The organism is Flavobacterium sp., assembly GCF_029945805.1.
Taxonomy (GTDB): domain Bacteria; phylum Bacteroidota; class Bacteroidia; order Flavobacteriales; family Flavobacteriaceae; genus Flavobacterium.
Map to the genome: position 1 here is coordinate 180,594 of NZ_JAQSDH010000022.1, position 12,800 is coordinate 193,393.

General features: G+C 34.7%; 9 protein-coding genes. 5 read left to right on the plus strand and 4 right to left on the minus strand.

Annotated features, from left to right (window positions below):
- Nucleotides 1–73: 73 nt before the first annotated feature.
- Both PSU83_RS05805 and PSU83_RS05810 read left to right on the plus strand, forming a co-directional pair.
- A complete protein-coding gene (locus PSU83_RS05805; protein WP_300587818.1) occupies nt 74–1,363 on the plus strand; it encodes a M48 family metallopeptidase in 1,290 nt (429 codons plus the stop codon).
- The gene (locus tag PSU83_RS05810; protein ID WP_300587820.1) at nt 1,363–2,889 is read left to right on the plus strand and encodes a DUF6770 family protein; all 1,527 of its coding nucleotides are present in this window, start codon (nt 1,363–1,365) and stop codon (nt 2,887–2,889) included. Before PSU83_RS05805 ends, PSU83_RS05810 begins: the two co-directional genes overlap by 1 nt.
- A 131-nt stretch (nt 2,890–3,020) precedes the next feature.
- Here PSU83_RS05810 and PSU83_RS05815 read toward each other — a convergent pair whose 3' ends face one another.
- From PSU83_RS05815 to PSU83_RS05825, 3 genes are read right to left on the minus strand one after another with little or no spacing between them, the layout of a single operon-like run.
- Nucleotides 3,021–4,403 (minus strand): DUF5689 domain-containing protein, encoded by a 1,383-nt coding sequence (locus PSU83_RS05815; RefSeq protein WP_300587822.1) that lies wholly within the window; start codon nt 4,401–4,403, stop codon nt 3,021–3,023.
- 8 nt (nt 4,404–4,411) lie between these two features.
- Entirely contained in the window at nt 4,412–5,032 is a 621-nt protein-coding gene (locus tag PSU83_RS05820; protein WP_300587824.1) for a choice-of-anchor J domain-containing protein, read from the minus strand.
- An 11-nt stretch (nt 5,033–5,043) separates the two neighbouring features.
- Nucleotides 5,044–7,875 (minus strand): carboxypeptidase-like regulatory domain-containing protein, encoded by a 2,832-nt coding sequence (locus tag PSU83_RS05825; protein ID WP_300587826.1) that lies wholly within the window; start codon nt 7,873–7,875, stop codon nt 5,044–5,046.
- A 138-nt stretch (nt 7,876–8,013) separates the two neighbouring features.
- Between PSU83_RS05825 and PSU83_RS05830 the strand changes: the two genes are divergently transcribed.
- From PSU83_RS05830 to PSU83_RS05840, 3 genes are all read left to right on the plus strand, one after another.
- Complete coding sequence (locus PSU83_RS05830) at nt 8,014–9,123, plus strand: endonuclease/exonuclease/phosphatase family protein (RefSeq protein WP_300587828.1); 1,110 nt, start codon at nt 8,014–8,016, stop codon at nt 9,121–9,123.
- Nucleotides 9,124–9,187: 64 nt separating this feature from the next.
- Nucleotides 9,188–9,724, plus strand: coding sequence for a 3-hydroxyanthranilate 3,4-dioxygenase (locus PSU83_RS05835; protein ID WP_300587830.1), 537 nt, complete (start codon nt 9,188–9,190; stop codon nt 9,722–9,724).
- Between the two features lie 242 nt (nt 9,725–9,966).
- Nucleotides 9,967–11,520, plus strand: a complete 1,554-nt coding sequence (locus PSU83_RS05840) for an aldehyde dehydrogenase family protein (protein ID WP_300587831.1) — start codon at nt 9,967–9,969, stop codon at nt 11,518–11,520.
- Between the two features lie 65 nt (nt 11,521–11,585).
- Here PSU83_RS05840 and PSU83_RS05845 read toward each other — a convergent pair whose 3' ends face one another.
- Entirely contained in the window at nt 11,586–12,404 is an 819-nt protein-coding gene (locus tag PSU83_RS05845; RefSeq protein ID WP_300587833.1) for a hypothetical protein, read from the minus strand.
- Nucleotides 12,405–12,800 lie beyond the last annotated feature (396 nt).

Here is a 12,800-nt window from a genome sequence, read left to right on the forward strand (position 1 = left end):
GATTCATTATTTTTTTTATATTTATCAGGAAAAGGAGTTTCAAGCTCCTTTTTTTTCGCCCTAATTTTTGTAGATGAGAAACTTTTTATTGTTTGTTTATTTATTGAAAGGCCTCTTTTTGTTCGCGCAAGTAAGTCCTCAACGTATTGATACAACTGCAGCGGCGGAGTGTAAAACAAGTTTGTATACTGAATTCAAGAAAAAATTTGAGGTTGTAAATAAGAATATCACGTATTCCAATTCGGCAGAAAGAAATATCATCAAGGAAGTTTTTAATGAAACGCAAAATGAATTTCTGGAAAGAATTAAAAACGGAGAATTTTTATGCAACAGCGACGTAAATCCATACTTACAGGGAATTTTTAATGAGATTCTGAATAAAAACAATATCAATACTGCTGATTATAAAATCCTTTTATCAAAAGATTCTGAAGTCAACGCTTCTAATTTAGGTAACGGAATCGTCGTTTTAAATTATGGAATGTTTCTGGCACTTGACAATGAAGATGAATTGGCTTTCGTAATTTCACACGAAGTTGGTCATCAGTTTCTGAATCATGTGAAAAATCAAATCGAGAATTTTGCGAAAATTTCGACTTCGGAAGATATTATAAAAAAGACAAAAGAAATACAAAAACAAAAATACGGAAAGGCAACAAAGGCAAATGATTTGCTAAAAACCATTGTATACCAAAATTACAGCCAGCGAAGAAAAAAGGAAATAGCTGCCGATTCCCTTGGATTGGTTTTTTATAAAAAAACACTTCGGAATCCAAAAGCTGCGCTTGCGATTCTGGAAAAATTAGATACGGTAGACGAAGAAAAGGATTCGTTGAGTGTCAAAGATTATAAAGCTTTTTTTGAAAAAACTGACTTTAAAATAAAGGACAAGTATTTTACAGAGGAAGAAAGCCTTTTCAAGCAATATGACGGGGAAAGGCGTCTCCATATTGATTCATTGAAGTCGCATCCCGATTGTGCTGCACGTATTAAATTGGTTCAAAACATGATTCAGAATCCGCTTCAGGAAAAGGTAACGGTTTCGAAAGCCTTTACAGAAATCAAGCAACACAGCATCTATCAAAACCTGTTTAATTTATATTCCCAAAAGCAATATGGACCTTCGCTTTATGAATCCTTGAAGCTTTATAAGAATGACAAAGCAAACACTTTTTATAAAAGCATTATCTATCTGAATCTCCAGGAAATCTACAAATCAAGGAGAAATTATACGATAAACCGCTATGTTCAGTCATACGATAAGAAACAAAATACCGCCAGTGAAAATCGTTTTATTACTTTCATTAACAACATACAAATTACCGATTTGGAAATCATAACTACAACCTTTAAACCTTCATAATGAAAAAAAAACTGCTAGCGGGCTTACTCTTTATTTCTTTCGTAGCAAAAGCACAAATTACGGATTTGAACAAATTATCTAAAGGGAAATTCTATTCATCGGATGCCATTAAAGATTCAAACAACAATATCAAAGGATATTTTTTCCTTTTTGAAACTGATAAAATTGCTAAAGAAACTTATGAGCTTGAATATGTGGTCTTAGATGAAAACCTTGCAAAGGTCACCAATGGCTTTATAACCGAAATGAAGTATGAGTCATGGGCAATGGATGCTAAAGGTATAAAAGTAGTAGTATCACTTTTTGACAACAAATTGCTGATCCGCTTCAATGATGATTTTGGACCGGGGATGTATGAAGTTTATAAAAGATTTCGAACGTTGGATTTAAAAACTAATAAACTTAGTGAGCCATTTATTTATAACAATGACAAAATTATAGTAAATCCAACGTTTGATAGAAAGCTGAAGAACTATAATGGGAATGAATCAAAAAACATGAGCTATTATAATGGTGTTGGGTTGATGGTCAACGCAACGCAATTAGACAAAACTTCCAAAAATGAAACTGGCTACTTGTCAAAGCTCGACGAGAATTTCAATCCGGTATGGAAAACGATTTATGAAGATGGAACTACCAAAAAGAAGACACGGGTTATCACTTATTTAAATTCAGATAAAGATGTAATTGTGATGTTTAATCATATCCAGAAAAATTGGGCAAAAATGTTAAATGCCTTTTCAGTATTAATTTTTAATTCCAAAGACGGAAAACTGATTACTGAATTTTTATTTCCAAATATGGAAGACTTTGCTTATAAGGTTGTCGATGTTAAATTAACTGACAATGAAGTAATTCTTTTAGGTAATTTTTCAGCTAAATCAGAATTTGGATATACAAATGACACGGATAATACAGGCCTTTTTAGCTACCGCTTAGATAAAACGACAGGAAAAATGAAAGACAAGAATTTTATTTATTGGCAGGATATTGGCGCTAAATTAGATATTAAAGCAAATGGTTATATTAAAAATGAAGGCCACATTTTTATTCACAATATGCTACCAATGAGTGATGGTAGAATCATCGCTGTTTGTGAAGCTTTTCTACAACAGCCCATTACAACAAACAATATGTACTTTTTGGAACTATCTAAAGATCTAAAACTTAATCAGGTTTTTGAGGTTGATAAGTTTAAAAATAAGTTTCCAGGTACAAGTGCTCATTCAAACGATATAAAAAAATATGGAATGTTTGATTTTATGGACTATCAGAATTTGGGTGACGACGAGTTTTTATTCTTTTTAAACGATAATGAAAAGGGTTCAAGAAACAGAAAGAAAAGTACTTTATATGGTGTCGTTTCATATGCTGATGGAAAATTCAATAATCAAACACTTAATCTCAAAACAGAAACCAGTACAATAAGTGCCTTTCCATCTAAAAAAGGATATATTACATTGGTGGAAAATTTCGATGAAAAAGGGAAGTCAACAGAAATACGTCTAGAAAAAATTAATTATTAGCTTTATTTCAAACTAGCTAAACGTTAACAGGAACTCTATCAAAAGGTTGAATGCATTTTAGTAACAAAAAGAGAGTCCCGAATTTATTATTCGGGACTCTCTTTTTATTTAACCTATAGTTTTTAATCGTACTAATTTATAACAATATCATCTATTTGAACAGTTGTTGTAACAGTTGTAGTTCCAACATATTCAAAGACAAAATAACCATCACCTGTCAAACTAGCAGGAATTGCATATGTCCCAACAGCTGAAAAAGCACTATCTGAGGAACCAATTGCAGGATAACCAATGGTAAAGCTTGAAGTGATATTAACAAAAGCACTCTGATTTACTGGCGATAATGGAGTATAATTAGCTGCTGTTACGTAGTATACTTTTAAAGCTTCACCAGCATTAAATCGAATTGATTTTTTAAAGGTAAATGTATTAGCTGCCGTAAAATCAACTGGAACAAAAAACAAAACTTTAGCAGGAACTCCAGGATTACCTGATCCGCCAAAAGAACTCATTTCAATATATTTATTACCGCTAAATGTTTTAAGTTGCCAAACTCTGCTTCCCACTACTGGATCATTAATATATTTAGGAAATACCGATTGATTAGTTGTAGTATAGGAAGTAAATGGCTCATTTAATGTACCTGAATATACCAACGCTGTTCCACCAATTGCTGGGCTTGTATCAAAACGAGTTTGTGTTAGCTTAATATCGCTTTCATATCTAATTATGAATTGGAAATCACTGTTGTACTTTGTTAATACACCTCTGATTTGTCCACTTTCTGAAGGCACTGTATTTCCTGTAAACGGAGCGAAACTGCTGAAGCGAATAATTCGTTCAGGCCCTCCCGCCGATGAAACTAGCGTATGGTTTGTAGCGCCTCCGCCTGAATCCACATCATAGTACGTTCTGTTAATTGAGCCGTCTGAAAATTGAACTGTGCTTAATTCGACTAAAGTATTTTGTACAACATCTGTGTAGGCTTGAGCCAAAGTCAATGTTCTAACCATTTTACTTTCAGGCTCAATTGTAGCCGATGGGAACAAATAATCTTTCCATTCGAATTCCGAAATTCTACCGATTCCACCTTCAAACAAGGAACCAATTTGTAATGAACCAAAAACTCGAGCAGCATATAAACCATTCAACTTAATGTACACTTTTCTACCCGGCGTAAATCCTCTACCATACAAGGTTGTAACATTAATTGGCACGCTAAATCCTATTGGATCCGAACCATCTGTAGGGATAGTTTGAAACGAAATCGATTTGTAGAATGTTCCTTTCTCATCACTTGAAGTTACATACCCTTCAATAATATCATCTGTAGTAAACTGAACCGGAGTTCCAGTAGCCGCTGAATTAACAGAAGCCACAGTTCGTGTAGTCGTTAATTCATAGGTAGTCAAAGTATTTTCTGGAGTGGTGTAATGATCATCCGACGCACAACCTGAAAACAGCACTACTGTCATTGACAATAGTAAACCCGATTTTAAAATTATCTTTTTCATAGTGGTTATTAATTTTTAGTGTAAACTTTAATGTCATCAATTTGGTAAGAACCGTCCAAAGCAGTGTTAGTGCCCGATCCTTTTACTTTAAATGCAATAGTGATACTTCCTGTGTAACTCGATAAATCTACTTCTCCTGATTTTATAAAAGCAAAAAACGGAGAAGTTGAAGTTGGTAACACAGCTCCCGTTGCAGGTTGCCAATTGGCCGTCGTTAAATTAGTCCCGTCATAATCTGTAGCAATTAAAACTTCTAAAGAGTTCGCTGAAGAGGAAACAAAACTTTGAGAGGCTTGAAATTGAAGTACTTCATTTTCAGTTGCATCCATATTAATTTTTGGAGAGATTAACCATCCGATATTTATTGCATCTCCCGATTGGAATGACGTGAATTCGGCATATGCATTTCCGCTATACACTTGTGTTTTCCATTTAGCCATTCCTACTTCTGCAATATTTTCCCACCCTGCAGTAGTTAAAACGACATTATCAACTGCACCAGCTGCAAAATCTTCTGAGAACAGCACTGGTCGTAAATTCGGATTTCTAATATCATCTTCCGGAGAACATGCTGAGAAAGATAATAAGGCTACCAATCCTAAAATTGATATTATTTTATTTTTTTTCATAACTGTTTTAATTAAAAGTTAATATAAAGGTTTACGAAATACGTTCTTCCATATCCGTAGAAATATTTAGGAGCAAACGCTGGAGTTCCGCTAGAAATATCCTGATTTACTTCTCTAAAGTTAGCATTTCTTGTTTGCTCAAAACCACCTGTTTTGTAATCAACATCAAATACGTTATTAATCGAAGCAAAAAATCCTACGGTAGTTCTAGTTTTTGAATCAATCATCCATGATTTTCCACCCGTTAAATTTACTAAAGTAAAATCATTAAATTTCTCTTGTTTTAATAATTCTTTGGCACGATCGTTTGTTGCTTCAGGAAAAGGCAGACCAAAAGGATCATTCGGATTTCTGAAGAAATTATCTGTTCTTAACAATGCAGATATATCCATATAATTATCGGCAAGGTAGTTGGCATTAGCACCAATCCACCAGAATTTAGGATCTCTATATTCGATTCCGAATGAAGCAGCAGTTTGTGGTCCACCAGAAAGTCGGTATCCTTTTAAGGAAGATTGTCCAAAATCTGTAATAGGATTCGTATTCGTTGGGCTCGCCAAATCATCTCTATTCAAAGATACATTTGGATTATTATTATAAGTGTATTCGCCATAGTTTCCACTAAATGATACTTTAATAGTAGAAGTCAATTGGTATTCCATACCTAATTCTACTCCAATATTTTGTTTTTCAATGCCGGTAACTGTCTCAGCTACGAATGCATCTCCACCATCTCCACCGTCATCCGCAAAAATTCCTTCTCCAAAGAAAAATGAAGTTTCTGTTGCGTTTTTAATGTTTGAGTAAAAAGCAGTAAGTCTTGATTTGAATTTTGGTGCTTTAATGATGTAACTCACATCACCACTAGTAATGTTTTCTGGTTTAAGTCCAATAGTAGCGTTGTTGTTAAGACGTGCGTTAGGGAAAAGATTTCGCAACGTTGGTGCTTTGGTCAAATACGCGGCATTGAAAGCGAAGAATTGTTTCCCTGTAATTTTATAAGTCAAACCACCTTTGAAACCAAAGTTTTCATAAATGAACTTTTCACTTTTTCCAAATGAATTGGTTGGATAAATACCATTTTTATATAAACCTTCTCTTTGATACTGAGTTCTTGCGAATGATTGAGCCAAAAAGAAATCAATTTTTTTGTAGCTAAATTTGAATTGGGTGAATGCATCAAGGGTATTCGCTAACAAGTTATAGTTGTAAGCAAATTTGGTATCACCGTTATTATCTAGTGTTACAATTCTGTTTGGGTTGTTCAAATCAGATTGCTGTTCTGAGCCGGTCTGAAAATTATCATAATCTTGGAAATACTGACCTCCTAATAAATCTAAAAGATTAGCAAAGTTATGTGATTTCAATTTTCTGAAAGTCACGCCACCATTCATACTAATATTATCAGCCAATTGTGAGTTGATAAATGAGTTTGCTGTCCACGTTTTATCATCTGTTCTGTCTTCGTATAATATATAAGCACTATGACCGTCGGACGTATTAGTATTCGCTTGATACATTTGATTCCAGTTGATCTGTCGGTTTGCTAAGAAATTGGCTGTAGCTTGTTGACCTAGAGCAATATTTGCAGGATCATCACCTTGAAAATCTGTGTAATCATCAGGATTGTAAACCGAAGTATAGAAACTTGGTAAATTTCTGTAATAAGTTGGATCTGGATTATCAGCTCCTTGGAAATCCAAACGGCTGTTCCCAATTCTACCAAACTGATGACTAACATTTGTAGTCATATTTGTTTTATCACTAATTTTCCAATAATGCGTCAACAATAAGATTGGTTCATCAACAACTTTATCTCTTGAATTTCTTTTCTTTCCATCTTGCCAACCCCAGTAAGAGTTGTAAGTTTTCCCAGCCAATCCTCTAACCTCTTCTGTGTTTGGCGAACTTTTACCACGGCTATTTTCAGCATAGATAGAAGTAAAGTTCAACGAGTGATTATCATTGAATTTCTTTTCAACGCTGGCAAACAATGATTTTGCATCATAGTCTGTTCCTTCAAAAAACCCTTCTTTTGCCCAACGACCAGATGCAGAAATTACATAGGCCCAACCGCTCGTACTCATACCTGAAGCATGGGTTGCCATGGTTCTCCAAGTATAATTTGTGTTTGTTCCTGAAAATGAAATTCTTGAACCTTTTCTATATATAGATGCTCTGGTATTAATTTCCTGTGTACCAAGGATACCGCCAAAAGTATAATCTGAAGGCGCTAAGCCACTTGTGAATTCTTGATTTCTTGTAGCGTCGTTCAATCCACCCCAATTAGACCATTGCGGCCTACCATCGTAAATTTTATTCATTGTGACACCATTAATCATGGTTGTCCCGTACTCGTTGTCAAGACCTCTAATTCTAAAACGCGCTTGACCCCAATTGAAAGCCGCAGCTTGTTGAAAAACGTCCCTTGAAGCCTGTAATAATCCAGCGGTGCTTTCAGAACCACTATTGTCATCACCCAAATCACCTTCAGTAATCGTGATTAAACTTAGTTGTTGTTCTGACGTGATATCCTCTTCAAGAACAATTACGCCTAAGTCTAGCATTTTACCTTCCTCAACTTCAATTGATAACAACTGATCTTTAAAACCAGCACTTTTAATTTGTACTAACTGACCACCTTTAGGAAGGTCTTTAAAAGTAAACACACCACTACGATCTGTTAAAGCAGTTAAAGCACTGTTTTGAATAGAAGCGACAACATTTTGTAATGGCTTTTGAGCTTTAGAATCAACAACTTTTCCAGTTATTCCCGTTGTTGTTTGCGCAAAACTAAAAAGCACTTGCATTACGAATAATGTACTAATAACAAGTTTTTTCATAAATAAAATAAAATTAATTTTTTCTTTAATTAAGTCTTAACTAAAACTTAAAGCGGGCAAATGTACATCTTTTAATAATATTATATACATTTGGCCCAAAGTTTGTATAAAACTTGACATTAAATTAATATACGTTTTATGAGAATTAGAAAATCAGTAGCCATTTTTTTTGTTTTATTCGCAATTTTTAACTCAAATGCACAGTCAAAAAAATACATTGTGCATACTGTAGCATTTTACAATTTCGAAAATTTATTTGATACTATCAATCAGGCAAACAACGATGAAGAATGGTTGCCAAACGGTGCTCAAAATTGGACTTCCAGAAAATACAAACAAAAATTACACAATTTAGCAAGAGTTATTTCAGAAATAGGCACTACTGAAAACCCAAATAATGCACCAACATTAATTGGTGGTTCTGAAATTGAAAACAGAGGTGTACTCGAAGATCTTATAAAAGAACCTTTACTTATTAATAAAGACTACGGAATTGTCCACTTTGATTCTCCAGACAGAAGGGGAATTGATGTAGCGTTACTTTATCAAAAAAAACACTTTAAACCTACTAGTTATAAAAATATCCCTTTACTGATTTATAAAAATCAAATGAACGCTAATGCCAAACGAAAAAATGCAACAGATGATGCTTCTGATGATAAATCTGAGGTTGAAGCAAGTTCGGAAAGAGTGTATACCAGAGATATTCTGTTAGTAACCGGTTTTCTTGATGGTGAAGAAATTAATGTCATGGTAAATCACTGGCCATCACGGTCTGGTGGTGAGAAAAAAAGTTCTCCTTTCCGAGAAGCTGCGGGAAGATTAAATCGGAAAATAATGGATTCCCTTTACAAAATAAATCCAAATGCCAAAATTATAACCATGGGTGATTTGAATGACGGAACTTACAATAAAAGTGTAAAAGAAGGCATTGGAGCAATGCGTAAAAAAGAGGAAGTAAAACCATATGGGGTATACAACCCATTTGAAGAAATGTTCTACAAAGGAAATGCAACCCTTTTCTATCGTGACGCCGGAGATATATTTGACCAAATTCTGGTTTCTGAAAGTTTGATTCAAAATGATCGCTCTTCTTTCCGTTACTGGAAAGCTGGAATTTACAACAAACCTTATATGATAACAACCATCGGACAATATAAAGGTTACCCATTAAGACACGGCGCTACCGAAATTGGTTATAGCGATCACTTTCCTTCCTTCATTTATCTGATTAAGGAAACCAAATAAATTTTAAAAGGTTAGTTCGCGCTAGCCTTTTTTATTTTTACTAACTTCGTGAAAACATTTTATCATGTCCATATCAAAACCATTCAACCTCACGAAATGGCTCGAAAACAACCGTCATTTATTGAAACCCCCTGTTGGAAATAAGAATCTGTATATCGATTCCGAAGACTATATCGTAATGGTAGTTGCTGGTCCAAACGCCCGAAAAGACTATCATTATAACGAAACTGAAGAATTATTCTATCAGCTCGAAGGCGAAATAACCGTCTATGTTCAGGACGACGGCGAAAAGAAAGCTATGTCTCTTTCTGCTGGCGACATGTACCTGCATCCGGCAAAAACACCACATTCTCCAAACAGAAGTAAAGACTCCATTGGCTTAGTAATAGAAAGAAAACGTGCAGGTTCTGATGCAAAAGACGGCTTGCTTTGGTTTTGCGACAACTGCAACCACAAACTCTACGAAGTCTATTTTCCACTAACCGATATCGAAAAAGATTTTCTGCGGCATTTCGAACATTTCTATAACTCAAAAGAATTGCGAACGTGTGATAAATGTGGAACCGTAATGGAAACTGATCCGCGATTTACAGCAAAATAATTCACAATATCCATTTTGGTTTTTGTACCATATAAGAAATATAAGTTCATCGAAGTCTTTTCTAACATATCTTATATGGTTAAATTTTTTCAGGAGCTGTTTCCCGCTTTACACTTCAATCTTTTATTCCATTGCATTCCATAAAAGGATTTCCGTTGCAATCAGGGCTAGGGTTGTAATTCAAAAATAAACCACTATTTTTGCATCAGGTTTTTTAAAAATCAAAACATAAATAATATATAATGTCAACAATTGCTAAACAATTCGGCATGACCGAAGCGCTAGAAACTCTTGGAGTAAAAGCCATAAACGAAGGAACTTCAACAGGAAACAGCTGGTTTTCAAATGGAGAAGCTTTCGAATCCTATTCTCCGGTAGACGGACAATTAATCGGAAAAGTTAAAGCAACAACCGCCGAAGATTACGAAAAAGTAATGCAATCAGCAACTGCTGCTTTCAAAACATTCAAACTAATGCCAGCGCCTCAACGTGGTGAAATCGTACGTCAGTTTGGTGAAAAATTACGTAAAAACAAAGATGCCTTAGGAAAATTAGTTTCTTACGAAATGGGGAAATCTTTGCAAGAAGGTTATGGAGAAGTTCAGGAAATGATCGATATCTGTGATTTCGCTGTTGGACTTTCACGTCAGCTTCACGGATTAACCATGCACTCGGAGCGTCCTGGACACAGAATGTACGAGCAATACCATCCGCTTGGCGTAGTCGGAATCATTTCTGCATTCAACTTTCCGGTGGCAGTTTGGGCTTGGAACACAGCCTTAGCTTGGATTGCTGGAGATGTTTGCGTTTGGAAACCCTCTGAAAAAACACCTTTATGTGGCATCGCATGCCAAAATATCATTGCCGAAGTTTTAAAAGAAAATAACCTTCCGGAAGGAATTTCTTGTTTGATAAACGGAGATTATAAAGTAGGTGAATTAATGACGCATGACAAACGAATTCCTTTGATTTCAGCAACTGGTTCTACTCGTATGGGTAAAATTGTAGCTCAGGCTTGTGCGGCGCGTTTAGGAAATTCTTTATTAGAATTAGGCGGAAACAACGCCATTATCGTAACTCCAGATGCCGACATCAAAATGACCGTTATCGGTGCCGTATTTGGAGCTGTTGGAACTGCAGGACAACGTTGTACTTCAACACGCCGTTTGATCATCCACGAAAGTATTTATGACAAAGTAAGAGACGCTATTGTTGGCGCTTATAGTCAATTAAGAATCGGAAATCCACTAGATCAAAACAATCACGTTGGACCACTTATCGATACGCATGCTGTTGAAATGTACAACAAAGCACTGTCAAAAGTTGTGGAAGAAGGTGGAAAAATCTTGGTTGAAGGCGGCGTTTTATCTGGCGCTGGATATGAAAGTGGCTGTTACGTAAAACCGGCGATTGCAGAAGCTAAAAATTCATTTGAAATCGTTCAGCGCGAAACATTCGCACCTGTTTTATATTTATTAAAATATGCTGGAGATGTTCATGATGCTATTGCTGTTCAAAACGGCGTAGCTCAAGGTTTATCCTCAGCCATTATGACCAACAATCTTCGTGAAGCAGAAGCCTTTTTATCTGTAGCGGGTTCTGATTGTGGAATCGCTAACGTAAACATCGGAACTTCCGGAGCTGAAATCGGCGGTGCTTTTGGTGGTGAAAAAGAAACGGGTGGTGGAAGAGAATCAGGTTCTGATGCCTGGAAAGTGTATATGAGAAGACAAACAAATACAATCAATTATACTACTAGTTTACCCTTAGCGCAAGGAATTAAATTTGATTTGTAATCTTGAAATATATCCCAACAAAAAAGTCCCGAATATATCGGGACTTTTTTGTTTAACTATACTAATTATTCATTAATATCTTTGAAAAATTTAGGCCCTATTTGTGCTTGATTGAATCCTGTCATTACACGTCCATACAGCAGTTCGCTATTTTTTGCATTGATAAAAAGGACAAATTTTAAATTCCGGTAATTCATCACTTTCGCATAAACCACATCTTCTTTTTGATCTACAATTGCTTGTTGTATTCTGTCCTCGGTAGTAAATTCAAGTTTATGTTTATATATTTTTTTCATTTCCTCCTCGCTGTCGATATCATCTTTAAGATTGCTTCGGGTTAGGTATAATGTTTTTTCCTTTATCGTGTTTTTCTTTTTTTCGATTACTTCTTCCAGTAAATCTTTTAAATCTAAATCTTTTTTCGTGTTCAATTCGAAAACAAAATTAATTTGACTTTGTAGAAGCTGTATTCCAACAAGGATTTCTATTGGCGATATTTTATCTAATTGTATTAAAGACATAACCCCTTTGGGCGCGCCTTTTTTATATTCTTTAAACATCGCAAGTTTTGGCACTCCATATTCCATGTTTAAAGCTCCTGTTGTTCCTCCTGTTCTAGAAAAACTGTACTCAACCTGATCAACAAAGAAGGAACTGTCTCCTTTTAATTTTTCGACTTGATTGGAAGTAATCATTTCAAATTTATTTACTGTCCAATATTTTATTAAAATGTCATTAACAATCTTATTATATTTTGAGTCATTAGACTTAACAAAATAAGTTGTCCCTTCTTTAAAAGATATATACTCTCTGATATCTGTATTAATTTCTTGGCTATAGCAATTTGAAATTATTAGCAATACAATAAGACTTAGTTTTTTCATTATAATAATTTTTAAAATTTGGTTAGGTTAATTTGTTTTTTTGTGATTTTAATAATAAATCTTGCAAGTATATGCATAATTGATTGAAATTTCAATCTATAATTATAAGTTTTGTCCCTTTATAAAAAATATGAAGTTACTTGGTTAAAGGTAAAGTCAATTAAGAAATTGGTAGTTTTCTTAGGTGGCAAGAGAGCAACTAGTGGTAGTCGTGAATGGGGTTGTAATGAATGGAAAGCACAGCTGAGGAGACAAACAAATACAATTAATTATACTATTAGTTTGCCCTGAATACACCAAATTAATTTTGATTTGCAATACCTCCTTTTTATAAAAAATTCAAAATCAACTAAATTTAGTCGGCTTTTTTACGCAACTTTATATGCCAAATCCTAT

What these genes read in the sequence shown, in the direction of transcription:
- PSU83_RS05805 (WP_300587818.1), top strand. Translation starts at nt 74, where the DNA reads ATGAGAAACTTTTTATTGTTTGTTTATTTATTGAAAGGCCTCTTTTTG.
- PSU83_RS05820 (WP_300587824.1), bottom strand. Translation starts at nt 5,032, where the DNA reads ATGAAAAAAAATAAAATAATATCAATTTTAGGATTGGTAGCCTTATTA.
- PSU83_RS05840 (WP_300587831.1), top strand. Translation starts at nt 9,967, where the DNA reads ATGTCAACAATTGCTAAACAATTCGGCATGACCGAAGCGCTAGAAACT.
- PSU83_RS05845 (WP_300587833.1), bottom strand. Translation starts at nt 12,404, where the DNA reads ATGAAAAAACTAAGTCTTATTGTATTGCTAATAATTTCAAATTGCTAT.
- PSU83_RS05830 (WP_300587828.1), top strand. Translation starts at nt 8,014, where the DNA reads ATGAGAATTAGAAAATCAGTAGCCATTTTTTTTGTTTTATTCGCAATT.
- PSU83_RS05825 (WP_300587826.1), bottom strand. Translation starts at nt 7,875, where the DNA reads ATGAAAAAACTTGTTATTAGTACATTATTCGTAATGCAAGTGCTTTTT.
- PSU83_RS05810 (WP_300587820.1), top strand. Translation starts at nt 1,363, where the DNA reads ATGAAAAAAAAACTGCTAGCGGGCTTACTCTTTATTTCTTTCGTAGCA.
- PSU83_RS05835 (WP_300587830.1), top strand. Translation starts at nt 9,188, where the DNA reads ATGTCCATATCAAAACCATTCAACCTCACGAAATGGCTCGAAAACAAC.
- PSU83_RS05815 (WP_300587822.1), bottom strand. Translation starts at nt 4,403, where the DNA reads ATGAAAAAGATAATTTTAAAATCGGGTTTACTATTGTCAATGACAGTA.